The sequence below is a fragment of the Streptomyces sp. NPDC087901 genome, assembly GCF_044742205.1.
Classification (GTDB): Bacteria; Actinomycetota; Actinomycetes; order Streptomycetales; family Streptomycetaceae; genus Streptomyces.
Map to the genome: position 1 here is coordinate 1 of NZ_JBIUUC010000026.1, position 24481 is coordinate 24481.

The window sequence follows — 24481 nt, forward strand, 5'->3', positions numbered from 1 at the left end:
GCCGCCCACCGCTTCACATCACTGAGATCCCCACCCATAACCAGCCCAACGACCAACCTGGCCACCAGTCACACCAAAGACCGTTGCAGTACTAGCGTGACGCCTCCAGCCGTGATCTCCGGACCCCATGGCCCCTGCACGGGTGCTGACCTCTCACAGCGAAGGTTGAGTGTTGTCATCGAGGGTTGGTGACCGCTAGGTTTCTCAGCGATTCCTCATGCGGTCTGTCAAGCCGCGAGGGCCGTCGGCGGCGTGAGCTCGTAGCACCGTCCGTCGCGCAAGCGGGCCCAGAGGACGTTGACGCGCCGGTGTGCGAGGGCGAGCACGGCTTGGGTGTGGCGTTTGCCTTCTGCGCGTTTGCGGTCGTAGAAGCGGCGGGATTCCTCGGACCTTCGAATGCTGAACAGCGCGGAGGTGTAGAGCACGCGCTGGAGCCGGCGGTTGTCTCGCTGGGGGCGTCGCAGGTTGCCGGAGTCGCGCGGGACCGGGGCGACGCCGCCGAACGCGGCGAGGCGGTCTGGGGTGCCGAAGACGGTTATGTCGCCGCCGGTGGCGGCCAGGAACTCGGCGCCGAGGATGGCGCCCAGGCCGGGCATGCTCGTGATCACTTCGAAGTACCGGTGGTCGCGAAACCGGGTCTCGATGAGCTTGTCGAGCTCGGCGACCTGCTCGTGGAGGAGCATCACCTCCTCCACGAGCGTGTACACCATCTGGGCGGTCAGCTTCTCGCCGGGCACGCTGGTGTGCTGGCGTTCGGCGGCCGAGACCGCGGTCTCGGCGAGCTGATCGGCGCGGAGAACCTTGCGGTTCCGGAGCCAGGTCTCCAGGCGCTTGGTGCCGAGCCGACGGATGACTGCCGGGGTCTGGTAGCCGGTCAGCAGGGTCAGCGGGCCCTTGTTCGTGAGGTCCAAGGCCCGTTCCAGGCCGTGGGGAGATCCCGGACAACTGAGCTCGGAGCCGGTTGACAGTGCGGGTGTGGCTTCCAACCTTCTGCCGCTTGTGGCTTGCACTGATTGGCCGCCCGACGCCCCACGACGACTCGGCTGCCAATTAGGAATTGCGAATGATCGCTCCGTAGGGAATCACCAGCGAGGTCGTCCGTCGGGAAGCACCAGCAGCCCACCGTACGGAGGCATCACATGGCCGCGATCTGGGCCGGCATCGACGCAGGCAAGACCCACCACCACTGCGTCGCGATCGACGAAAGTGGCCGTCGGCTGCTCTCACGACGCGTCGCCAACGACGAGCCAGAACTCCTCGAACTCCTCACCGACGTCTTGGCCCTGGGCGACGAGGTTACCTGGGGAATCGACCTGGCCGACGGCGGCGCCGCCCTGGCCGTCGCGATCCTCCTCAACCACGACCAGCCGGTGCACTACATCTCCGGCCGGGCCATCCACCGCGCCTCCGAGAGCTACCGCGGCGAAGGCAAGACCGACGCCAAGGACGCCGCGGTCATCGCCGACCAGGTCCGCATCCGGCGGGACCTCAACCCCTTACGCACCGGCGACGAAACCGTCATCGACCTCAAGATCCTCACTGGTCGTCGCATGGACCTCGTCGCCGACCGCACCCGACACCCCTGGGTGGGCCAACCATACGAAGTGCTCGCCCGGTCCCGCAGAACAACGTAGGGAAGGTTGAGTGATCGTTTAGGACTGACTGAGCTGTTTCAGAGTCGCCACTGATCGGGTGATGCCGGCGGTGTGCGCAACGCACGAGGCTCCCGTGCCGTTGGGGGAGGTGTTCGAAGTCTCAACCCACAAGCACAGGAGCCGCGTTGGTTCCGTATTCAGCCGCACTCGACCTGCCTCATGCCCTGGTCGAGTGGGTCACCATGCTCATCGTCACCCGCGAGGGTGACCGCCGCTGCAAGCTCCCGCCGCACCAGCGTGCCCTGGTCGGCCTGGTGTACCTGCGGCGGCACGACACTCTCGCCCAGCTCGCTGCAGGGTTCGGCATCTCCGTCGGCACCGCGCACGCCTACGTGGCAGCCGTCGTCGACATGCTGGTCGACCACGCGCCCGGCCTGCTGCGCACTCTGCGCGAGGCCGACCCTGACCACGTTCTGCTCGATGGCACTCTGGCGGAGTGCGACCGGGTCGGCGACAGCCGGGCCGACTACTCCCACAAGCACCACCGGCACGGGGTGAACGTGCAGGTGGTGACCGACCCGGTTGGGCGGCTGCTGTGGATCTCGCCTGCACTGCCCGGCCGCACGCACGACCTGACCGCGGCCCGCACTCACCGGATCATCCGGATCTGCGAGCGTCAGGGCGTTCCAGTCCTGGCCGACCGCGCCTACATGGGAGCCGGACCATGGGTGACGACGCCCCTCAGACGCCCACCGGGCCGTGGCCTCACGCCCACCCAACAGACCGTCAACCGCGTGCTGTCCGCGGCACGGGCTCCGGTCGAGCGTGGTGTCGCACGGCTGAAGTCGTGGCGGATCTTCCGCAAGGCCCGGTGCAGCCCGAATCGAATGTCGTCAATCGCTGCAGCCGTCCTCACCCTGGAGCGGCAACGCTGAACCCAAGGCACCGATCTATCGCGAGGGGAGTCCGACGAGATCCAGGCCGTTGTTCGATGCTCTGCTGCAGCGCGGTCCTGATCGGCGGCAGGTTCGGGCTGAGGCGGTTTGGCCGAACCGTGGGCGTCAGCCGCCTCCGCCTCCGCCGCTGGTGTTGTCCGGACCGAGGTCATACTCCCGGCTCTGGTTCGCGCCGGATCCCCAATGCTCGTAGCAGATGAGCCCCGCCCCGATGAGCAGGACGATCCCCGTAGCTATCAGCGATATCCATGCGCCAGCGTCCATACTTGCGGATGTACCCACCGCTGTCAGTGCGAAGCCTCACCCGGGCCTCCATCGATCCGGATGATTCTCTCCACATCGTGCGAACGGACCGCGGCAACGAGGCGGCAGGGGCCCTGGCACCGCCGACTGGTGGTCCCGCCGCGCCGCTCGGGCGGTCAGGAGGGCGCTACCTCGACAGGTCTTTACCGGAGGAGATCGGCGCCGACCCGCTCACCGAGGTCGTCGCCTGGGCGCTGGAGCACCTCCACGAGCAGTTCGACGTGGAGAGGCTGGCGGCGCGGGCGTACATGAGCCGTCGTGACCCCGGCGTCACTCGATCGTGGCCACGTTGAAAAGGCTCACTGTCTGGGGAGACGGTGGGGGAACCGATAGGCGCGTACAGCGATCCTGCGCTGCGATTCGCATGGGTGCATCAGCGAAAGAAGCCAATATCTGCGAGGTGGCGCCCAAAGTCCAGGCGGCTCCGCGCCTGAAATGATTCCATCATCCGAGATATGTTGCGACGCACGGTCCTTGATGAAAGACCAAGTCGCTTCGCAATGGCTTCGTCGGTCATTCCCGAAGAGATTCCATGGATAATGAAGCGCTGTGCATTATCGAATTCATGGGAGATATCACCTGCGTCTGCAATTGATTCCCACTGCTGTTGGAAGGAGTCCCTGACGGCGCTTCCCACCTCCCGTGAATTCACATTCATGAAGCTGGCGGGACTGGGTCCTCCAGTTGGAATTATGGTTTCCGTGCCGTCGAAAGACATGAATGTTTCAACGCCATCCCTCGTCGATCTCGTCACGAGGTTCAATTCCGGCAGTCCGATCGACACCCCGGTATTCGCGAGCCTCGGTCCAAGCAGTATGCGAGTCTTCACTCCGGAGTTCACCCATCTGCATCGCGACTCGAAACTCCGCAGCAGGGTCATACATGCAGGTGAATCACCGCACAATATGATCTCGAACCTTGCTTCGGTCGCCAGGTTCTGAATCAGTGCGGGAACTTCATTTTCAAGGTGAAATTCTCCACGCATCCTGGTGGCGGTGTCGACCGGCATCGCTATTCCCTTTCTTTCGCAGGAAATGAGCCCGTTCGGCGACCGCACGGGCCCCCTCCCCTTGTCGCAATCGCGGCGAACGGAATCACGGCTACGCATACACCGGCCCTTACCCCGGCGCTGTAGGTCGATTTCAAGTTGCTGCCACCGAATTGAATCGGACTGCTGGAACGGCCGACGGGATGAAGAGGCATCCCGTCGTGACACCTGCCGCGACGCTCCTGCCGAACAGTCGTGCTGGTCGCTCCTCGGTCGATGCACCGGTGCCGGGGCAGCCGCGCCATCGCGCCTCCTACTCGGAACTTGCCCCGGGCCACGCCGGTGTCCGGTTGGTAAATCGATGCACTGATGCTAGGAATCCCGCAGGGGTTACGTCAACCGCATATGGCCCTCAGTTTCAAGGAAGTTGACGGAGATGGCGGTTGCAGAAGAGTTCAGTACATCGATACACAAGCCCTCAGGGGCCTCCGAACCGGAAGGCATCTCGAACCCGGGTGGGTCGTCAAGTCGGCGGGGCGCATGCGGGAGTTCTCCAGCGAGCCATCAGGCTGGCGGGGGCGGGCAGGCCGCGGTGCAGGACAAGCGGTGCATGGGACGGCGCCGTGGAGGGAGGCGTGAGGCCGGTGCGCCAGAGTGCATTCCGCGGCGAGTGCGTCAGGGGCCATGCCCGGGCATCCAGGACGCCCCACTGGTGAAGTGTGTTGAGGAAGAACGGGTCGGCGCCCACCCACTGCCCGCCGACCTGGACCTCGAACCATGCGTGCGGGGCGGGGAAGGGGATACCCAGGAAGTACCCGTAGGCGGGGCGGGCGGTGAAGCCGGCCTCCTGTGCGACGGCTGTCAGGTGAAGGCCGGCCAATCGGCAGTCGGCGAGGCCGGTTGCCTGGAGGAACCGCAGGTCGGAGGAAAGGGCGTCAGGAAGCTTGTGGTAGGTGACTTCTTGGGCTGCGCCGGCCACCTCCTTGAAGGAGTCTCCGAAGTCGTGCGCTTGCCCTGCGACGTTCGCCGTGATGGTCAGCGTCGTACTGGACGGCTGGTGATAGGTGTGCGCCGCCTGAGGGTCCGTGAGTCGCTGATTGACCAGATAGTCACAGTCCCCTTGATGTCCAGGGGCTGGACATCTCCATGCGATGCGGACCTCGCACGTTCCGGCATCGACGCCACGGGGGCTGCCCAGGTGCTTCTTCCAAATGCCCATAACGGCCCATTGCGGAGAATTCGTGCGAAGATTTGTGCTGCAATTCTCAAGATCGACAGGGTCGAGCAGGATGCTTCGTCCGCTCGTCTTCATGGGCAGGCCGAGGTCGAGCAGTTCCTCAAGGAGGTCTGCTGAGATCGCGTAGGCGCGTGATGCGTCATCGTCGGTGGCTGTGTAGGAGCGAAACCCGTTGGGTACCGTACGAGTGCGTGCCACCGCCTCCGACGCCGAGATCGGGATCACTTGCTGATTCCCGTCGACGGGAGGATGGTGCTGGAAGCTTCCGCGAGCTCCTCAGTGATGACGGCACTTATCCCAGTGATGTTCGTGAAATGTGGCGAGGTAAGTGCACGATCGCTCAACTCGACCCTGAACTCCTGCTCGATGAAAGAAATAAGGGAGACTATGGCCAGTGAGTCCAGGTAGCCCGACTCGAACAGGTTGACATCGTGGTCGAAGTCGCTGTCGTCGGTCGTTACTCCGCCTTCTGTGCGGACGAATCTGTCCAGTACCTCAGCCACTTCAGAACGGCTGGGGACCTCGGATGGCGCCAATGCGGTTCACCCTTTCCTCTAGATGCGTGCTTCACTTGGTTTGCCTGTGATTTCTTGACGTGTCACAGAAAGGCGCCTGGCGACGTCGCCGAACCGCGAGGAGTCCACGTTGAGAGCCATGCGGAAGAAGCCGGGTTCATGGAACAGCGAAGAGGGCATGGCCAGGAGACCGTGTTGCGCGAGTGCCGTCACGAATTCCCAGTCCGTGGCCCCGGGCGGACAGGAGGCGTAGACGAAAGCGGTCGCGTCTGCCTCAACGGGTGCGTAGCCTGCGTCCATCAGTACGCGTCGCAGTGCGACCTGATCCTCGCGCAGCGACGTTCCGTCCGGTTCGAGGTCGACGATCTCCGGGATCAGCAGTTGGAGCAGGGCGGTGGGTGCGCAGACCCCTGTCGACCGTATGGCTCGCTCCGACCGCATGAGTGCGTCATCGTGCCGGCGCAGGTGTGGTCCGATGGCGAGATAGCCCAGCCGCTGACCCTGCAGGGACCACGCCTTGCCGAATGAGTACACGGTGAGCGTGTCCGGATAGAACTGAGCTGGGCTGGTGAACGAAGGGCTTCCCCATACCTGGTCGCGGTGCACCTCGTCGCTGATGAGTAGCGGGCGGCGGCCGGAGCGGGCGGCGATCGCCTCCAACGTGCTTGCGAGTTCCTTGAGTTCGTCCGCCCGGTGCAGGACTCCTGTGGGGCATGAAGGCTGTCCGACAACGACGCCTGCGGTCCGCGGTCCGGCGGCCGCGAGCAGTGCTTGGAGGTCCAGCCGTTTGTCGTGGGCGGAGGGAACCGCGATCGCGGTAATCCCGAGGTGCTTGAGATAGAGGAAGTAGTCCATCCAGCACGGCGTAATCACCAGGACCTCGTCGCCGGGACGGAACAGCGCGGTGAGCGCGACGTTGATGGCGGCGGTGGCCCCCGGGGTCAGCAGCACATCTCGATACCCGTACGGAATGTCGAACCTGCGGCGCAGCATTGAGGCGACGCGGCGTCGTGCCACGGTGCCACCGCCCATCGGCGTGTACTGGAGCGCGTCCTGCGAGGTGCTGATCAGCAGTTCGCGAAGGATGCCGAATGCCCGAGGGTCGCGGTGGACGCGTGGGTTCGGGTAGGACATGTCCAGTGGATCCGCCCCGCCACGACGCAGAGTCTGGGCATGAAGCGAGGCGAATCGCTCCAGTGGCTGAGCCAGTTGGGCTTCCGTTACCTGGTTCATTCTCCGCTCTCTCCGCGGTGTGGTCCTGCTTACTGGAGGCGACGCTTGACCGTCGCCCTGTCGGTCTTGCCGGACGAGGTGCGGGGGAATTCGGTGGCTACGTGGAAACGGGCCGGTTGCTGGTGGGTGGGCAACGACGCGCGGGTGTACGAGGCGAGCTGACCTGTTTCGAACGAGTCCGTCTCTTTGGGGACGACGGCGGCAATGATCCGGTCCTCGCCGTTCTCGTCAGCTTCGGCGAAGACCACGGCCTCGGAGAGCAGCCCGCTGTGCAGCAGGGCCGACTCGATCTCGGAAGGGTTCACACGGATTCCGCGTGACTTGAACTGCTCGTCCATCCGGCCGACGTAGTAGAGGAACCCGTCCGAGTCCGCCCGTACGCAGTCTCCCGAATGGACCACGTACTCGGGCGTGCTGCCGGGGACAGGGGACGGGTGGGGGCGGAACACCCGGGTGGTCGCCTGTAGGTCGTTCCAGTATCCGGCGGTCACGGTCGGTCCTCTGTGAACAAGCTCGCCGACCTCCCCCGGGCGGCAAGGAGCACCCGACTCGTTGAGCACCATGATCTCGGTGTCGGGAATGGCCTGCCCGATGGATCCGGGGTACCGGTCGATCAGCTCGGGACGCAGGTAGGTCGACCGGAATGCCTCGGTGAGTCCGTACATCAGATAGATCTGCGTCCGGGGGTGCGCCCTGCGGATGCTGTCGACAGTGCTGGCACGCAGCGAGCCGCCTGTGTTGGAGACGTAGCGGAGGTGCGGCAGCTCGATGTCGAGGAACGGGGAGGGGCGCCGGATCAGCGACTCCCACAGGGGTGGCACGCCTGCCAGACCGGTAATTCGGGCCGCGGCCAGAGTGCGGCAGATCTCTGGCGCGTACGCGGAACTGGCGATTACGACAGTTCCGCCGGCCCAGAAGGTCGCAAGGACCTGGTTGAGTCCTGCGTCGAAGCTCCACGGAAGCAATGAGAGCGTTCGGTCGTCGACAGTCAGGCCGAGGTAGTCCGCGACGATGCGCGCTCCGGCCAGGAGATTGGCATGGGTGACCATGACCCCTTTGGGGAGGCCCGTGGAGCCCGACGTATAGATGAGTGCTGCCAGGTCCTGACCGATGATGCGTGGCGACGGCGGTGGTCCGCCACCTGTGCGACGGTCCGCTTCGGACGAGAGGACCGGCGTCTCGGAGCCGGTGAGCAGCTTCCGGGCTCTCTGATCTGCAACGACCAGGCGGGCGCCGCTGTGCCGCACTATGTGGCCGACCTGCTGCTGCTTGAGCGACTCGTGCACAATGACCGCCACCGCGCCGAGGTGGGCGATTCCGAAGAGCCAGCCGAGTGCCTCATGCGATCGCGGCAGCAGGAGCGCCACTCGGTCGCCTTTCCTGACCCCCTGTGCGGCGAGCGCCGCAGCCGACTCGTGTGCCAGGTCGCGTAGTCCGCGGTAGGTGACGGCCTGGCCGGCCCGTTCCACGGCTGGAGCGAAAGCCCGGGTCGCGGAGCGTTCGTCAAGAAGGTCGGTCAGGGTGTAGAGGCCCATGATCAGGAGCCCGTCGCTCAGACACTCTGATGGAGGAGGACGTAGTCCACCATCTTGCCGACCGTGCAGAAGTTGTCGATGACCAGCTCCTCGTCCGGGATCTTGACGGAGAACTCGTTCTCGAGCCAGACCAGTGACTCCAGGATGCTCAATGAGTCGAACTCGGCGAAATCGCGCAGGTCTTTCTCCTCCACGCTCGAATCCGTTTTGAGTCCGGGCAGGATCTGGCGAATGCGCGCGGCTACGGTGTCAATGACTTCCTGGCGAGATTCCATATCTTTCCCTCCGGTGGTCAGGTCCTCTGGCTCAATGATGCTTACCGATGGGTGAGGGGCAGTCAAGACTGGTCGGTGTCCACTACTTGACATGACTCGATCCGGTGGGAGGTTTCACGCCAAACGGGAAAGCGTTTCGGGGTTTAATAGTGTCCAAATGTGCACGAACGGACCCCTGAAGCAGGACATTTTACGCCCGTACAGTTGGGCACCTCCCCGCCCTGGGATGCCTTGACATTCCCTTCGGTGGCTCGCCAGAATTCCTTCTGTCGAAGGCGAGTTCTGGAATCCATATGCCGACTCGTCAGGTCTCCGCGACAGGAGAATTAGCCAGTGATAGCTGACGCCGACCGCACCCCTTTGTGGGAACTCCTCAGCCCTCCTAGCGGATTTGGCAGTGAAACTCGCACGGCGGTGCGTGCCAAGGGCACGAAAGTTCTCTTTGCCGATGGGGAGTGGAGGCTCTGTGCGACGAGTGGACTGTGGAATGTAAATCTTGGATACGGGAACCGCAAGGTGGCGTCCGCTATTCATGAGACGCTCCTCGATGCTTCCTACCTGACACTCTTCCGAGGCGGCCACACCCTTGCTGAGACCGCTGCCCGAGCCCTGCTCGACGTATGCGGACCCGACCACTTCGGCCGTGTCATCTTCTCCACTTCAGGGAGCGCGGCGAACGACCTCACGATGAAGCTTGCCCGCCAGTACTGGGCACTCCAACGCCAGTACCAGCGCCGGATCGTCGTGGGATTCAAGGGCAGCTATCACGGCCTGACGTATGGCAGTCACGGGCTCACCGGCATGCCGCTCGCCCAGAGCTACTACAGCGTGGACCAGCGCCTCATCCGGCACGTGGCGCACGACAACGTGGAGGAGCTCGCCGATCTGCTGAGTCGCGAAGGTGACCGCATTGCTGCGGTTGTCGTCGAACCGGTTCTGGGGACCGGAGCGTACCCGTTGTCCGAGGAGATGGTGACGGCCTTGGACGGGCTGCGGCAGAAGTACGGCTTCCTGCTTGTGGCCGACGAAGTGGCCACCGGCTTCGGTCGAACAGGAACCTACTTCGCCTCCGGCTCGTGGCCGCGGCAGCCAGATGTGCTCCTGGCGTCCAAAGGGCTGACCAACGGAAGCTGCGCGGCAGCCGCGGTGATGCCCTCCCACCGGATCTGTGAGGTCTTTGACCGGCACGACGCCGCCCTCGTCCATGCGGAGACCCAAGCCGGCGCCCCTGCTACCTGTGCCGCCATCCTGGCCACGATCGACGAGATGGAGCGCCTGGACGCGGTCGGCAGCTCCGCGCGGCTCGGCAAGCAACTGGATGTGCTTCTCGATGAACTGAGCAGCCATGAGCTGGTCGTCTCGGCCGGTGGGGTCGGTGCGTTCCGTGCCGTCCGGCTGTCCGCCGGTGGGGGCGAACTACCGCCCGAGGCAGTGGATCTGGTTGCGGACGAGGTGCGCAGGGCGGGAGCCACGGTGTCGACAGGGCCCGGATGTCTCCAACTTGCGCCGGCCCTCGTCTACCGGGCGGAGGACCTGGAGTTGCTCGCGGCGTGCCTGCGCAATGGGCTGGACCGAGCCGCGGAGCTGATGCCTTCGGTGAGTGTCTGACGGTAAGCGGGATTCCGACTTTCGTTGAGGGCCAGTGGCTCTGATCACCTGGGGGTGGGCTTGTGCGTGTGCTTGGTCTGGGAGGTTCTCATCATGACTTCGGCGCCTGTCTCGTCGAGGACGGGCGCATCGTGTCGGCGGTGGAGGAGGAACGCCTGACGCGGAAGAAGGTCGGCTACGGACTCGGCCCACGCCTACAGAGGTGTCTTGCGGCCGATTATGTGCTCAACGAGGCCGGGATCACGCTCGACGACGTCGACCGCGTGGTCGCCAACGACTTCCTGAGTCCGGTATACACACTGCGCTTCAAGGACCGTGTCGAGTACATCGGCCACCACCTGTCACATGCGGCCAGCACGTTCTACACCTCGCCCTTCGAGGAGGCGGCCGTGCTCGTCATGGACGGGCGCGGGTCGGAGCGAACGGTCGACGGCACGCGGCGAGGGGAGACGATCACCTACTACACGGGCGACGCCCACGGTCTCAGGCCCTTGCACGCGGTGTGGGGGGAGATCGCCGCGGGTGTCCGGCGTGCGGACGACCTGTGTGCGGATTCGGTCGGATCGATGTACGAACTGGTGGCCAAGTGCATCGGGTTGACCACCGTCGGAGGGGTCGGAGCCTCGGGGAAAGCCATGGGGCTCGCGCCGTACGGCCGCTCCCGGTACGTGGAGGAGTTGGCCGGGTCGTACCGACTGCGGGGCGGTGACTTCCGGCAGTCAGTGGCCCAGCAGCGCGAACTGGCGCGCTTCATTGCCGGGGAACTGTCCCGGGCGGGGAGTGAGGACGCGGCCGGCGAGATGCGTGCCGACTTCGCTTTCGCCGTCCAGGAGCACACCGAGCGCATCATCCTGGAAATGGCCCGCTCGCTCCACGAACGCACGGGTGCGCGGCGCCTGTGCCTTGCCGGTGGCGTGGCCCTGAACAGTGTCGCCAATTACAAGATCCTCGAAGAGACTCCTTTCGAGGAGATCCATATTGTCCCCGCTGCCGGAGACCAGGGCACCTCCTTGGGCGCCGCACTGCAGGGCCATTACGGCATGGGCGGGCATCGATGGGAGCCGGCGGACGAACCCTTCTCGCCCTATCTGGGAGCGGTCTACGACGACGCACGGATCAACGTGGCGATCGCGACGCTGCGCGGGCGGCTCATAGTGGAACGCCCTGACGACCTCTACGGCCGGGTGGCAGCCAAACTCGCGGGCGGCGCGGTCGTCGGATGGTTCCAAGGCCGCTCCGAGATCGGTCCTCGGGCTCTGGGAAACCGCAGCATCCTGGCCGATCCGCGGGACCCCGGAATGAAGGACAGGATCAATGCCAAGGTCAAACACCGGGAGTGGTTCAGGCCGTTCGCCCCAGTGGTGTCGCGAGATCGTCAGGCGGAGTTCTTCAGCACCGATGTACCGGCTCCGTACATGCTCCTTGTTCCGCAAGTACGGCCGGCCAAGAGGACGGTGATTCCGTCGGTCACCCACGTGGATGGTTCGGCCCGACTGCAGACGGTGCTCCCCGAGCTCAATCCGCGGCTTTCCGCGCTGCTCGACGCCTTCGACCGGATCACCGGAGTTCCCGTGCTTCTGAACACCTCGTTCAACGACAACGAGGAACCGATTGTGGAGACTCCCGAGGACGCCCTGCGCTGCTTCCTCTCGACCGACATGGACGCATTGGTGCTGGGCGACACTGTGCTCTTCAAGGACGGTCAGGCGTGACCAAGCCCGTGGCCATCACACCCACCTCAGGGGCGAGCCCCGCACTCGTCTTTCCGCAGATACGACCCGATCCGTACACGCCGCCCCCGCAGTACAGGGCCAGGAGCGGGGCTCCGTTGCACCGCTGCACCCTCGCCTACGGCGGTGAGGCGTGGCTGGTGACGGGGCTCAAGGCGGCCCGGGAGATCCTCGCCGACAGCGCGACTTTCAGCTCCGACACCACACGCACTGATTTTCCACCCTTCCCCTTGGCCTCGAAGCGGCACATTCCAGGCCATTTCCTGTCCATGGACCCGCCGGAGCACACCAGGCTGCGGGGTCTGGCGGCAGCCGAGTTCAGCGCGGGGCGCGTCAGGCAGTTGCGTCCGGCGATCGAGTCGGCCGTCTCCCAGCTCGTGGACGACATGGTGAGCGGCGGCGGCCCCGCGGATGTGGTCGAGGCTGTCACTCTGCCACTGCCGGCGATCACGGCTGCGCGGCTGCTCGGCACTCCAGCCGAAGACCGCGACTTCTTCCTCGACTGCGTTCGCGACATGCAGATGCATGACGCCACTCCGGTACGGCGGGCCGCTGCTGCGGGCAGACTCAACCAGTACCTGGAACGGCTGCTCGAGGCAAAACGCCGTGACCCCGCCGACGACCTGCTCAGTGGCCTCGCAAGTGAGATCGGCCAAGGAAATCTGAGCCTCGCCGACGCGATCGGAGCGGCGAACCTGATCGTGATGGCGGGCCTGGAGACCACATCCGGCCTGTTGTCCCTGGCGCTGCTCTCGTTGCTGACGGACGAACAGCAGGCTCGACTGGTGCGATCGGACCCGCGGCGATGGTGCGGTCCTGCCATCGGAGAGTCGCTGCGCTACTGGACCGTCGTGCAGCACGGTGTCGCCCGTGTGGCGACGCGGGACACCGAGGTTGCCGGGTGCCCGGTACGGGCGGGTGACGCGGTGGTGGTCAGTCTCCCCTCGGTGAATCGCGATCCCGAGGTGTACCCCGACCCGGGCCGCTTCGACGTGACCCGCGACGTCCAGGGGCAGCTGGCCTTCGGCCACGGTGTGCACCGTTGCCTGGGCAGCTTCTTGGCCCAGACCCAGGCAGAACTCGCTCTGGCCGAACTGATCGGACGGTTGCCCGGCCTCCGGCTGGCAGTTCCCGCCGACGAACTGATGTTTCTCGACGACATGCTCATCTACGGCGTGCGCGCCCTTCCGGTCGAGTGGTGACACCACCTGGCCGGTTCATGACTCGACAGACGGAAGGATCTCCGGTGTCCGACCCGATACAGGCTCCTGCCCCGCAGGCGGTTGTGGTCGACGGCTACGTTCCGGTCATCGACCTGGGCCTCGACCGTCCCAGCCGGCCGGAACAACGTGCGTCCGTCGTGCGGGCGGTCGCGCAGGCGTGCGAGACCAGCGGCTTCTTCGTCGTGACAGGGCACGGCGTGCCGCAGCGCATGATCGACCGGCTGCATGGCGCTGCGCGCACGTTCTTCGCCGGGCCCCAGCAGGTGAAGGAACGCGTGGCCGCTTCCCCCCTTGAGCCTCTGCAGCACGGCTACTCGGCCTATGGCGGCCTTGAGATGTATTGCGCGTCCCGCTTGGGCGAGTCCGAGGGGGCCCAGGACACACGCGTCCTGGTGTCACGGAACCAGTGGCCGGACCAGCCTCGGTTCCGGGAGGCGTTCCTCGACTACTACGAGGCCGTCAGCCAGCTGTCCCTGAAGGTCATGGGGCTCATGGCCTCGTCCTTGGGCATGCCGGCGGACTGGTTCGATGACAAGTTCGATCGCCATATGACACCACTCGGCATCAACTATTACCCGGCTCTGGCAGAGCCACCGCCTCCGGGAGCGCTTCGCAACGAGGAGCACACGGACTTCGGCACGGTGACCGTGCTGCATCAGGACGACGGGCCCGGCGGCCTCCAGGTGCTGGATCAGGAGGGCGGATGGCTCGACGTGCCACCGATTCCTGGCACATTTGTCATCAACCTGGGCCGCTTGATGACGATGTGGACCAATGACCGTTGGCCCAGCACCGTGCACCGCGTGGTGATGCCGAGGCCGGACCAGATCCACCGTGACCGGGTGTCCGTCGCCTTCTTCTTCCAGCCGAACTCCGAAGCGTTGATCGAGTGTGTGCCCAGTTGTGCCGACGAGGACAGTCCACCACGTCATCCGGGCGTCAGGTCCGGGGACTACTTCACCGCGCGTTCCCGCCGGGCTTTTGTGCGCCGCAGCATGCTGCTGAAAACCCAACAGAACGGGACGCCGTGACTTTCGGCATTGTCGCGGTCGACTGGGCGCTCGGCGATTCGCTTCCGGTCGCCGAAGCCGCTCCCGCGTACACCGACCGGCTGCGCCAGGTGGCAGGCTGGGGCTATCGCACCTTTCACCGCGCCACCGACGGCACAGGGCTGACCGATCTCGCGACCGAGGCCGGGCAACGGGCTTTGGACCGGGCGGGCGTCACCGCGGCCGATATAGATCTGGTCGTCCTGGCGATGGCGGACATACCCGAGTACCTCTACTGGGACGCGGCGGCCTCCACCCAGGCTCGACTCGGTGCGTTTTCGGCCGAGGCATGTCTGGTGAACCAGGCGTGCAGCAGCGGCGTCGTCGCCTTTGACCTCGTGGCGGGAAAGTTCGCCACTCACCCCGAGTACCGGAAAGCGCTGCTGATCTCGGCCCACAAGGTATGTGAGCCGTACTGGAACCGCATGGAATCAGGCACGGCAGTGACGTCGGACGGCGCCGCTGCCGCGGTCCTCGTCCGTGGCCATACGAAGTGTTCATGGCTGGCCACCGAGATCATCAGCGATGGCACATACGCGGATGCCGGCCGGTTGCCCGTAGGGGGCGAAGCCAGTCCATTCACGGCCGATGCGCCAAGGCCCGCGCCGATCGGCCCCCCGGGCCAGTCGATGAGGAAACTCCTCGGCAGCAATCCTCGGGCGCTCGTCAAGTTTGTGCGACAGGACCGGCACAACAACCGCTCCGTGCTCGAACGAGCTTGCCGCAGAGCGGGAATCCCGTACGCATCGGTGCGTCGAGTTCTCTATATGAACGGCACGTCCAAAGGGCTGGAGGCGTACGCCAGGGAACTGGGGATATCCATGGAGGACACCAATGCCGCACTCGCCGAGGACTACGGGCACTTCGGCTGCGCCGACCAGTTGCTGTCCCTGGGGCTGCTCCTTGAAACCGGTGAACTGGCCTCAGGGGAACCGCTGGCGTTGACGAGCACCGGCAGCGGCATGCACTGGGCCTGCACGTTGCTGCGGGTCTGACAGGCCCGCGACGCCACCTACGAGCAGGTCTGAATCCGGCGCATTCCAGCAGGAGAGAACACCTTGGACATGTCCGTTGTCATCAACACCCGCAATCGTCCCGAGCACCTCAGCATGGTCCTCAAGGCGCTGTCCCGGCAGACCGGGGTCTCTGGTGGCTTCGAAATACTCATTGTGGACGACGGCTCCGACTGCGATCTGGCGCCGATCCTGGACGGCTGCTCCGCAGCCGACACAAGACTGATTCGGCAACCGCCGCTCGGCTACACGGTGGCTCGGAACGCCGGTTTGCGCGCGGCGACGGGAGCCGTGGTCCTGTGTCTGGACGACGACGTGCTCTTCTCGGACGACCTCGTGGCGGAGCACCTGCGCGGTCACTGCCGGGACGGGGCGGACGTCGTGGTGGGAGACAGGTTCAACACCTATATGCACCGGCCGTTCTCAGAGGCCAACCAGCGTGCGCAGGACGACGCGCTCGACGGGGACTGGAGCGGTATCAAGAAGCTGACCCGCCCCGACTACTACGCCTCACGCACCTTCAAAGTGTTCGACCTCGACCCGGGTGGGCTGCCGGCACCATGGCTCTGCTTCGTCACGAGAAATGTCTCCTTCCGCCGGGCGGACGCACTCCGTGTCGGAGCGTTTGACGAGGGGTTCACGCGCTGGGGCGTGGACGACGTGGAGCTCGGGCTACGACTGCACCAGGCCGGGGCGCGATACCAGTACCGACCACAGGCCGCGGTCCATCACCTGGAGACCCCCATTGCACCGACCAAACTCGAAGCCCTGACCGAGAGTCTGGAGTACTTCGCGCAGAAGCACCCGGGAACTGAGCCCATAGCATTCCGCGAGTTCGTGTTCGGTCGCATGGCCCTGGAAGAGCTATGCGCTTCCGTCGAATCCCGTCAGTGCGTCACATTCGACGTGCGCAACAATCTCACATGGTTTCGCACGCAGAGATAACGGTCGATCAGTAACCAACGGTGAAGCGCTCGATCACGTCTCAGATGGAAAAGGAGCAATTTATGAATTCCGCGGGCGACCAGCGGCTGTGTGGTACGGGCGGGAAGCTCCGCAAGGCACCTGGTGAACGGTCCGGTCGTCAGCGTGCGGTGGTGACAGGCGGAGCCGGATTCCTGGGATCCCACCTTTGCGAAGCATTGATTGCCCAGGGATACGCAGTTGTCTGCATCGACGACTTCTGTACCGGTTCACCCGACAATGTGGCTCACTTGGCCGGCCATCCCGACTTCGAGCTGCTCCGGGCCGACGTGAGCGAAGGACTCGATGTCACCGGCCGTGTAGATCTCGTCTTTCACCTGGCATCTCCGGCGTCTCCCTCCGCGTACGCGCGCTTGCCCCTGCACACCTTGGACGCCGGCAGCCTCGGTACACGAAACGCCCTGGCACTGACCCGGAACAGTGCGGCCCGCTTCGTGCTCGCCTCGACCTCGGAGGTATACGGCGATCCGCTGTGCCATCCGCAGACCGAGGACTACTGGGGCAATGTGAATCCGGTCGGCCCGCGCAGTGTCTACGACGAGGCCAAGAGGTTCGCGGAAGCGCTGACCATGGCCGAGGGCAGGGCGCGCGGGGCTGACGTGGCCATCGCGCGGATCTTCAACACATACGGACCCAGGATGCGCTGGGACGACGGCCGCGCGGTGCCCAACTTCATTTACCAGGCCCTCGGCGGTACGGCCCTGACGGTGGCCGGTGACGGCAGTCAGACACGCTCACTCACCTACGTGGACGACACAGTTGCCGGTCTGCTGGCACTGGCTCGCTCACAGATCCACGGCCCCGTGAACATCGGCAACGACGTGGAACTGTCGATACGTGAGCTGGCCGGGATGGTCATCGAACTGGCGGGCTCCACATCGCCGATCAGCTTCGTCGAGCGTCCGATAGACGATCCGGCCGTGCGCCGCCCGGACATCACGCGGGCCGCGGAACAACTGGGCTGGAAACCGCGGACGGACATAAAGGAAGGCTTGCTGCGCACCGTCGACTGGTTCCGCGACCACCAGAGCTCTGCGCGTATTCCGTCGGGCGCAGCGTAGTCGCTTGAGAACGCAGTAATTGTCCACTAGTTGACACGGCGTAGGCTTTTCCAGGTGCAGCGTTGACAGCTGTTTCTCGGGCGAGAATGATCAGCTGCGAGGCTGATGGATAACTGCCTTACATTTCCACTTCTCATCTTCGTTCGCGCGGAACGATGAACTAGTCCTCTCATCTCTGAGGTAACCAAATGCCCGCCAAACCACCGGTACTGCTCCTGTGTGGAGGTCTCGGCCTGCGACAGCGGACGGACGCGGACGATATCCCAAAGCCTCTTCGGCGACTTCCCGATGGGCGACCGCTGCTGCTGCATGTCATGGATTACTACCGTGCCTTCGGGCTCACCGACTTCGTTCTGTGCGTGGGATACGGTGCCGACTCCGTGCGCCAGGTGCTCCCGGCGGCCTTCGGTGTCCGTCCGGAGGCGGTGGAGGCGGGCGTGGGCTGGCGCAGGTTCAGTACGGATGGCCTGAGGGTCACCATGGTCGACAGCGGCCCGTCGGCGGACAAACGGCAACGATTGCAGGACGCCAAGGGACATCTCGGCGAGACTCCGTTCCTTCTCGGCTACGCGGACGTCCTGTCCGACTTCAACCTCCACACACTGATCGAGAGCCACGAGCGCGGGCGAGCGGTGGTCACCATGGCTGCCACTCGTGTCCGGTCCCGCTACGGAGAACTGGTTCTCGACGCACTGGGCACGACTGTCACCGCATTCGTGGAGAAGCCATGGCAACAAGCCCCGATATCAGCCGGCTACTTCATGTGCGCCCAGGAGCTGTTCCAGTGGCTCGAGGCCGGCAGGGAACTGGAGGACGACGTACTGCCCCGTCTCGCCGCTGAAGGAGCGCTGGGCGCCGTAGCGCACGAGGGCCTGTGGTTTCCCCTGGACACCTACAAGGACTTCATCGACATCGAGGCAATCGTGGAGAAGGAGGGGTGGCCGTGGCTGCAGCCGATCTGATCACGCGTGACGCCCGTCCGACGCGGCCTCTTGCCGACCTGTGGAACGGACGACGGGTGCTGGTCACCGGACACACGGGTTTCATCGGCTCGTGGCTCACCACGGCCCTGCTCCAGCTCGGCGCACAAGTAACGGGGTTCGCGCTCGCGGACGACGTCCACGCCCGTACGCGCTCAGAAGCGCTCACTGAGCTCGGGGCCGAAACACGATGGGGCGACGTACGCGAACTCGCCGCTATTCACCAGGTCATGACTGCGCAGCCGTTCGATGTCGTGGTGCACCTCGCGGCGCAGCCTGTCGTGAGCATCGGCTACAGCGACCCGGGAACGACCCTCACCACGAACGTCACGGGTTCGGTCAATGTGCTTGAGGCCGCCAGGCTCTGCGAGCCCCCGGTCCTCGTCCACGTGACATCGGACAAGTGCTACCGCAACCAGGGCTGGCCATGGCCCTACCGCGAGGTGGACACCCTTGGTGGCGGATGCCCTTACAGCGTCTCCAAAGCCGCGGCTGAGCTGGTCTTCGAGGCGTACGCCGACCTGTACGCGGCGGCGGGTGAGCGGATCCGTTCCGCATCCGTGCGGTTCGGCAACGTCGTCGGGGGTGGGGATGCAGCGGTCGGACGCCTTGTGCCCGAGGTCATCGCCGCCTTGCAGGCGGGCGGGCCCGTCGTCCTGCGCCGGCCCGATGCCGTACGTCCATGGCAGCACGTGCTGGACGTGGTGCATGGCCTGCTGCTGCTATCGGACGCCCTTGCGGACCGATCCGTCGCCGGAGGCGAAGTGTTCAACTTCGCGCCGCCGGGGGATGGCGAGACCGTACACACACTTGCGTCGGCCCTGGCTGCCTCCCACCGCGAGTTGAGCGGTGTCGATGTGCCTTTGACCGCAGGCCGCGGTGAGTTCCCGGAGGACCAACTGCTGCGTCTTGACGGGCGGAAAGCCGCGAACGCGTTGGGCTGGCACCACGCCTTCGACTCCGCCGATGCAGCGGCCTCCGTTGTGGCATGGCACCACCGCGTGGCCGGCGGTTCTGCGCCGCACCAGGTCACGTCGACTCAGGTGAGCCATTTCCTGGACACCATTCAGCGAGCGCCCAGCGCGCGGCGACAGACGGGCAGGCATCAATGAATCCGCAGACGTCGGCCTCCGCACCCGGACGAACCTTCGTCTTCTCACGTGAGTACCCGCCGACAACCGTGGGCGGCACCAGCACGGTGGCGCGCAATCTGTCGACCGGCCTGCGTGCGGAAGGTCACGACGTCACCGTCATCACGACGCTGCCGGGAACCCCTGATGCGGAGCGTGAAAATACCGACGAGGTCCTTGACGGAGTCCGGGTGCACCGGGTCGGGACCAGTTCCGTCTACCACACCGATACCGGACTCAGCGATCAGAGTATCCGTGTCCACCGGCGCCTCTACGAGGCCGCCGAACAGCTCGCTGCGCAGGCGGCGCCCCCGGACGTAGTCATCATGCCGGATCTCTTCTGCTACCCGGAAGCGGCCATGTTCGCGCGTCGCCATCATGTGCCGCTCATCAACATTCTGCTCCAGGACTTCCGCGCCATCACGCCCTATGACAGGGACGGTCACCGCGTGACGAGTGGCGTGTCCGCGGAGCGTGAACACCTCCTGGATCTGGAGCGGAAGGCCGTTCACCGAAGCGATCACACGGTGTTCATCAGCAGGGCGTTGGCCGATGCCACCACTGGCTACTACCCGGGCAACACAGCCCCTTCCGGCGTCGTGCACCTCGGGGTCGATCCTGCGGAGATCGCGGCGGTGGAGGCCGATCCACTGCCCTGGTCCCGCCGCCGGCGGCTCCCCGGCACGGGAGCGAACGGGCCCCTCCTGGTTGCCTGTGGCCGACTCGTCCCAGTGAAGGGGTTCGACATTCTGCTCACCGCGCTGGCCCGGCTCGGTTCCGTGCACCGCCCCGGGGCTTCGCAGGAGGAGCCGCACCTCGTCCTGGTCGGCGTCGGTCCCGAGGAGCCCCATCTGAGGCGACTGGCTGCGGACTTGGGAATCACGGATCGGATCTCATTCCTCGGAGACATTCCGCGGCGCGATGCCCTCGGCTGGATGTCCGTGGCCGATGTCGCGGTAGTGCCCAGCCTCTGGGAGTCCTTCTGCTACGTATGCGCAGAGATGATGGCGTTCGGCCGACCTGTGGTGAGCGCTGCGGTCGACTCGCTGCGCGAACTCGTCCCCAGCGAGGAATACGGCTACCCCGTGCGGGTCGACGGCCCGTCCGGACAGCGGACGCTCTCTCCGGACGCCCTTGCCAGCAGCCTGCGGCAGGCGTTGGCCCATCCGGCCGAGGCGCGCCGCCGTGGTGAGGCCGCCCGGCGCAGGATCTTTGGACATTTCACCAACACAACCTTCGCGGCAGGCATATCGGCCCTCACCCGCGACCTCACGGAGGGGGCGCGGTGAGCCGGACCAGGACCGGGGGTGAGGACCCGATCGCCCTGATGGAGCAGGTGGCAAGGCTGAGCTCGGCCGTCCGGCCGGCGGATTCCCGCAGCACCAGGCTCTCGTCCGTCAGGCAGCTGACGAAGGCTCGTCCTGCGGGCAGCCTCGGGCAACTCGACGAGCTGGTGCACCGAGTCGCCGGCATCCGCCACGAGCCATCGCCAGGACCTCTCGCCGCCGCCGTGAGCGTGCTCGCGGGCGATCACGGCGTGGCGGCAGCCGGCACCTCCTCCTTCCGCCACGGTGCGACAGCGAAGGTACTCGGCTTGATCCTCGATGGACGGGCCCCGGTGAACATCCTCGCCGCACGCGTCTGCGCGAGAGTCGAAGGCATGGACTTCGGGCTTCTGAAGGCTGTCGGTGATCAGCGGTTCAAGGTAGGCCGGGGAACTCGCGACATCCGGTACAGCGACGCCATGACGCGGCCCCAGACCCTCCGGGCTGTCGCGAACGGCGCCGAATACGCCTCGCAACGACTGGCCGACGTGGCCATGGTCGGCGTCGGCGAGATCGGCGTCGGCAACACGACTGCCACTGCTGCCTTGACCGCGCGTCTCCTCGACCTTGATCCCAGCCAGGCCGTTGGAGCAGGATCAGGGGTGGATCCGGACACCGTGCTGCGAAAGCTCGGCATAGTGGAACACGCGCTCCGGCGTGTGGCGCGCCTGCCGGACGACCCGCTGGGACTGCTCGCTGCCCTGGGCGGATACGAGATCGCCGGCAACGTGGGGGTCATCCTGGCCGCGGCTGCGCGCCGTCAGGTCGTAGTCGTCGATGGGACCATCTCCGCCGTTGCCGCGCTGCTGGCTGTCAGGCTCGCACCCGCTGTCGCCGACCACCTGGTGTTCGCTCACCTCGCGACGGAACCCGCCCACCAGGCGTTGTTGCGCGAACTGAACCAACGTCCTCTGCTCAGTCTCGACATGCGCCTGGGTATGGCCTCTGGAGCGGCGCTCGCCCTCGGTCTCGTCAACGCGGCCCTGGCCGTGGCACACCTGGTGCCGTCTGCCCGGTCGGTGGACATGGCAGAGATGGCAGGGCACCGATGACGGCCGCGACCGCGATGCCCGAGGACAGGGCAGGCGGAGGAGCCGTGCGAGGGGTGATCTTCGACCTGGACGGCACACTCGTTGATTCCTGGGAAGTGCACCGATACGCCCTGCGACACGCCGCGGCGGAGGCCGGCATCAGCGAGCCCAGCTCGGCCAGGCTTGCCGCAGCGCAACGCCCGACCGACCTGGCGACCGTGCGTGCCCTGGTCGGCGACGCATACCTTGCGACCGCTTGGACCGCTTATCGAAGGGAATTCCTCGCGCGACTCGGCGTCGATCCGCCCAAGGCGACAGCCCACGCGGCCGAGACACTCCGTCGCCTGCGCGCCTCGGGGCTGAGTATCGGCGTCTGCACGGGGCGGTCACGCAGAGAGGCACAGGCACTGCTGAATGCGTGCGGGCTCGAAGTCCCGTTGGTCATCGCCAGGGAAGAGGCAGTGGAGCCCAAGCCCGCCCCCGCCGGGTTGCTCGCCGCGGTCCATGCCTTGGGATTGGCCACGAGCGAAGCACTGTACGTCGGTGACACTGCCACCGACCTGCGGCAAGGCCGCAGCGCTGGAGTTCGAACCCTCGTCCTGGGGGCACGGGAAGCGCGCCCCCGTGGCCAGTCGCCCCCGAGCCACCTCCCTGAGCTGAGCGAGCTACTGGCCCACACCGGACGTGCTGAAAGGAAGTCGGAATGACGCTCCGCAGCCTGTACGACGCTGTGCGGGACGGCGCAGGACACAGCAAGGACATCGCCCTGCGCACAGGGCAACGCGACTGGACCTTCCGTGCACTGCTGGCCGCCGCAGAAGCTTTCGCGGTACGCCTCGCACCACACACGGAGCCAGGAGACCGGGTCTCGTTGCAGGTCACGGATCCCGTCGCCGCCGCGGTGGCGACGCTTGGGTGCGACCTCGTGCGTGTGTGCCTGCTGCACAGGGACCCGACCGCGCCCAACGCCTTGCCCGGGAGGGTTCTGCATGACGGGCTTGTGCATGCGCCACGTGATGGCGAGGCCCAGGTCCTCGGCACCCCTGGACTGTGGCTGCGCTCCGGCGGGCCGTTGGAGGACACACCTGTGCGCCTGCCTCATGGAGCGCACGTCTTCTTTACCTCCGGATCCACCGGGGCGCCCGTTGGCGTAGTGCGAAGCGTGCGTTCGATCCTGGCGGATGCCTTCCGCGTCGCGAGGTTTCTCGGCTATGGGCCGGACCATCCCGTCGTGTCCGCTGCACCTCTCTTTCATGCCTATGGCTTCAACTACGGCCTCATCGGCCCCTTGTTGGCGGGTGCCCCGTTGCGTTGCGCTCCGGCGAGGTCGGTGCCCTCGCAGCTCGACAGGGTGGTGAGCGAGGCCGGCGCCCACACCCTCATCGCGTTGCCCGCGCACTACGGTCTCCTGAGTGCGACCCCCAACCAGGATGCACATCGAGGGCTGAACGGTCTGAAGTCCGCTGTGTCCGCCGGAGCGCCCCTCGGCGTCGGCACCACGTCCGACGTCGTGCGCCGCCATCGGATTGCTCTCTACAACTGCTACGGCTCCTCGGAAGCGGGTGCCGTGACGTTGGCGCGACTCGAGGGGGACGAGGACACCGGATACATCGGGGCACCCTTGCCGGGCGTCTCCGCTCGTGTCGACGAATCCCGAAACGCCTGCACAACCGGTGAGTTGATGCTGCGTTCCACCTCGTTGGCGGAGGGGCGGCTCACCGCTGACAGCATGATGCCGCTCACCGACGAAGACGGTTGGTACCGCACCGGTGACCTCGCCAGGCTGAGGCAGCCTCAGGGGATCGACCTGGTCGGCCGGATGAGCGCTGCGATCAATGTGGCGGGGGAAAAGGTGAGCCCGAGCGAGGTCGAGCGCGTACTGACCAAGCATCCTCATGTGCTGGACGCCGTGGTGACAGCCGCACCGGACGGTGCGAGGGGACAGGTTCCGGTAGCCAGAGTCGTACTCCGGATGCCAACGCCGGTGGACGAACTGCTTAGTTGGTGCCGCACAAGGCTGTCGCCGCACGCTGTGCCCCGGCAGGTCGAACCGGTCGCTGAGATCTTGAGGTCGCCGACCGGCAAGGCGCAGTGGTCACCACCGCGGAAGCGGGCCACATGACACACCACGGACGGACCGGGCTGCAGCGCCGGCAGGACTTCGCCAGGGCAGACATCGTGAAACGGCTGCTTCTCGCCACGGATGGAACCGTCACCCCGATGCTGGAGCAGATCGTTGGTGAACGACTGGTCACCAATCGCCTCATCCAGGCGAAGACCACCGCTGATGAGGAGGCGGCCAGGCAACTGGTCATCCCCACCGGCAGCGCGATCCTGGTGCGCAGTACGGATCTGGCGGGACAGGACTCCGGCCGGGTGTTCGCCCGCACCAAGGCCCTGATCGCTCTTGACGTCCTGCCTGCCCGGGTCAGAAACGGGCTGCTGGGAACGGCGGAACCGATAGGAAGGCTCCTGCGCGAAAACCGTGTCGAGACCTTTCGTGAGTCGCTCCCCGATCAGGTCTGCGAGGACGACAGCTCCGATGCGGCCCGTCGGCACTACGCGATCTACATCAACAACTCCCCCGGCTTTCTCATCGAGGAGCATTTCCTTGAAGCCTGCTTCGTCCACGGCATCTAGGGGATACGGGACAGCCCTTGCACGAAGCCCCGGCGAGTGCCGCGAACCAGGGCCACATACGGAGAGAAGT

The 24481-nt window shown here is 65.7% G+C and carries 22 protein-coding genes and 3 pseudogenes; 17 read left to right on the forward strand and 8 right to left on the reverse strand.

Going from position 1 to position 24481, the window contains the following annotated elements:
- Positions 1 to 227: 227 nt before the first annotated feature.
- A pseudogene (locus ACIOEW_RS39260) lies at positions 228 to 987 on the reverse strand (transposase); the annotation flags it as partial.
- Positions 988 to 1139: 152 nt separating this feature from the next.
- On the opposite strand from ACIOEW_RS39260, the pseudogene ACIOEW_RS39265 reads away from it, so the two are divergent.
- Both ACIOEW_RS39265 and ACIOEW_RS39270 read left to right on the forward strand, forming a co-directional pair.
- Positions 1140 to 1577 (forward strand): annotated as a pseudogene (locus ACIOEW_RS39265) (IS110 family transposase); the annotation flags it as partial.
- A 203-nt stretch (positions 1578 to 1780) separates the two neighbouring features.
- A complete protein-coding gene (locus ACIOEW_RS39270) occupies positions 1781 to 2530 on the forward strand; it encodes a transposase family protein (protein WP_401970194.1) in 750 nt (249 codons plus the stop codon).
- Between the two features lie 126 nt (positions 2531 to 2656).
- On the opposite strand, the gene ACIOEW_RS39275 is transcribed toward ACIOEW_RS39270, so the two are convergent.
- The gene (locus ACIOEW_RS39275; RefSeq protein ID WP_179889927.1) at positions 2657 to 2815 is read right to left on the reverse strand and encodes a hypothetical protein; all 159 of its coding nucleotides are present in this window, start codon (positions 2813 to 2815) and stop codon (positions 2657 to 2659) included.
- Between the two features lie 59 nt (positions 2816 to 2874).
- On the opposite strand from ACIOEW_RS39275, the pseudogene ACIOEW_RS39280 reads away from it, so the two are divergent.
- A pseudogene (locus tag ACIOEW_RS39280) lies at positions 2875 to 3114 on the forward strand (AraC family transcriptional regulator); the annotation flags it as partial.
- A gap of 113 nt (positions 3115 to 3227) precedes the next feature.
- On the opposite strand, the gene ACIOEW_RS39285 reads toward ACIOEW_RS39280, so the two are convergent.
- From ACIOEW_RS39285 to ACIOEW_RS39310, 6 genes are all read right to left on the reverse strand, one after another.
- A complete protein-coding gene (locus tag ACIOEW_RS39285; protein ID WP_401970196.1) occupies positions 3228 to 3863 on the reverse strand; it encodes a helix-turn-helix transcriptional regulator in 636 nt (211 codons plus the stop codon).
- Between the two features lie 502 nt (positions 3864 to 4365).
- On the reverse strand, positions 4366 to 5304 hold the full coding sequence (locus ACIOEW_RS39290) for a transglutaminase domain-containing protein (RefSeq protein WP_401970198.1): 939 nt from the start codon (positions 5302 to 5304) through the stop codon (positions 4366 to 4368).
- Positions 5301 to 5582, reverse strand: a complete 282-nt coding sequence (locus ACIOEW_RS39295) for an acyl carrier protein (protein ID WP_401970200.1) — start codon at positions 5580 to 5582, stop codon at positions 5301 to 5303. Before ACIOEW_RS39295 ends, ACIOEW_RS39290 begins: the two co-directional genes overlap by 4 nt.
- A 51-nt stretch (positions 5583 to 5633) precedes the next feature.
- Positions 5634 to 6728: an aminotransferase class I/II-fold pyridoxal phosphate-dependent enzyme gene (locus tag ACIOEW_RS39300; RefSeq protein WP_401970201.1), complete on the reverse strand. Its 1095-nt coding sequence runs from the start codon at positions 6726 to 6728 to the stop codon at positions 5634 to 5636.
- Positions 6729 to 6856: 128 nt separating this feature from the next.
- A complete protein-coding gene (locus ACIOEW_RS39305; protein ID WP_401970203.1) occupies positions 6857 to 8362 on the reverse strand; it encodes an AMP-binding protein in 1506 nt (501 codons plus the stop codon).
- A gap of 17 nt (positions 8363 to 8379) precedes the next feature.
- On the reverse strand, positions 8380 to 8730 hold the full coding sequence (locus tag ACIOEW_RS39310; RefSeq protein WP_401970205.1) for an acyl carrier protein: 351 nt from the start codon (positions 8728 to 8730) through the stop codon (positions 8380 to 8382).
- A 240-nt stretch (positions 8731 to 8970) separates the two neighbouring features.
- On the opposite strand from ACIOEW_RS39310, the gene mpaD reads away from it, so the two are divergent.
- From mpaD to ACIOEW_RS39380, 14 genes are all read left to right on the forward strand, one after another.
- Positions 8971 to 10245, forward strand: a complete 1275-nt coding sequence (mpaD, locus tag ACIOEW_RS39315) for a daptide-type RiPP biosynthesis aminotransferase (protein ID WP_401970208.1) — start codon at positions 8971 to 8973, stop codon at positions 10243 to 10245.
- 68 nt (positions 10246 to 10313) lie between these two features.
- A complete protein-coding gene (locus ACIOEW_RS39320; protein WP_401970210.1) occupies positions 10314 to 11957 on the forward strand; it encodes a carbamoyltransferase in 1644 nt (547 codons plus the stop codon).
- Entirely contained in the window at positions 11954 to 13177 is a 1224-nt protein-coding gene (locus tag ACIOEW_RS39325; RefSeq protein ID WP_401970212.1) for a cytochrome P450, read from the forward strand. Before ACIOEW_RS39320 ends, ACIOEW_RS39325 begins: the two co-directional genes overlap by 4 nt.
- A gap of 44 nt (positions 13178 to 13221) precedes the next feature.
- Complete coding sequence (locus ACIOEW_RS39330) at positions 13222 to 14229, forward strand: isopenicillin N synthase family dioxygenase (protein WP_401970214.1); 1008 nt, start codon at positions 13222 to 13224, stop codon at positions 14227 to 14229.
- The gene (locus ACIOEW_RS39335) at positions 14226 to 15242 is read left to right on the forward strand and encodes a 3-oxoacyl-[acyl-carrier-protein] synthase III C-terminal domain-containing protein (protein WP_362556181.1); all 1017 of its coding nucleotides are present in this window, start codon (positions 14226 to 14228) and stop codon (positions 15240 to 15242) included. The genes ACIOEW_RS39330 and ACIOEW_RS39335 overlap by 4 nt, the downstream gene beginning before the upstream one ends.
- 69 nt (positions 15243 to 15311) lie before the next feature.
- Positions 15312 to 16205, forward strand: coding sequence for a glycosyltransferase (locus tag ACIOEW_RS39340; RefSeq protein ID WP_362556183.1), 894 nt, complete (start codon positions 15312 to 15314; stop codon positions 16203 to 16205).
- A 20-nt stretch (positions 16206 to 16225) separates the two neighbouring features.
- Positions 16226 to 17305, forward strand: coding sequence for a UDP-glucuronic acid decarboxylase family protein (locus tag ACIOEW_RS39345; protein WP_401970217.1), 1080 nt, complete (start codon positions 16226 to 16228; stop codon positions 17303 to 17305).
- Positions 17306 to 17493: 188 nt separating this feature from the next.
- Positions 17494 to 18267, forward strand: a complete 774-nt coding sequence (locus tag ACIOEW_RS39350; RefSeq protein WP_362556187.1) for a sugar phosphate nucleotidyltransferase — start codon at positions 17494 to 17496, stop codon at positions 18265 to 18267.
- Positions 18249 to 19397 carry a CDP-glucose 4,6-dehydratase gene (rfbG, locus tag ACIOEW_RS39355; protein ID WP_401970219.1) on the forward strand — a complete coding sequence of 383 codons (1149 nt, stop codon included), beginning with the start codon at positions 18249 to 18251 and terminating at the stop codon, positions 19395 to 19397. Before ACIOEW_RS39350 ends, rfbG begins: the two co-directional genes overlap by 19 nt.
- Entirely contained in the window at positions 19394 to 20704 is a 1311-nt protein-coding gene (locus ACIOEW_RS39360) for a glycosyltransferase family 4 protein (protein ID WP_401970221.1), read from the forward strand. The genes rfbG and ACIOEW_RS39360 overlap by 4 nt, the downstream gene beginning before the upstream one ends.
- Before the next feature lie 38 nt (positions 20705 to 20742).
- Complete coding sequence (locus tag ACIOEW_RS39365) at positions 20743 to 21792, forward strand: nicotinate-nucleotide--dimethylbenzimidazole phosphoribosyltransferase (RefSeq protein WP_362556192.1); 1050 nt, start codon at positions 20743 to 20745, stop codon at positions 21790 to 21792.
- Between the two features lie 53 nt (positions 21793 to 21845).
- Positions 21846 to 22478 (forward strand): HAD family hydrolase, encoded by a 633-nt coding sequence (locus ACIOEW_RS39370; RefSeq protein ID WP_401970222.1) that lies wholly within the window; start codon positions 21846 to 21848, stop codon positions 22476 to 22478.
- Positions 22475 to 23893, forward strand: a complete 1419-nt coding sequence (locus ACIOEW_RS39375; protein ID WP_401970225.1) for a class I adenylate-forming enzyme family protein — start codon at positions 22475 to 22477, stop codon at positions 23891 to 23893. Before ACIOEW_RS39370 ends, ACIOEW_RS39375 begins: the two co-directional genes overlap by 4 nt.
- Positions 23890 to 24411 (forward strand): chorismate--pyruvate lyase family protein, encoded by a 522-nt coding sequence (locus ACIOEW_RS39380; protein WP_401970227.1) that lies wholly within the window; start codon positions 23890 to 23892, stop codon positions 24409 to 24411. The genes ACIOEW_RS39375 and ACIOEW_RS39380 overlap by 4 nt, the downstream gene beginning before the upstream one ends.
- Positions 24412 to 24481: the final 70 nt, after the last annotated feature.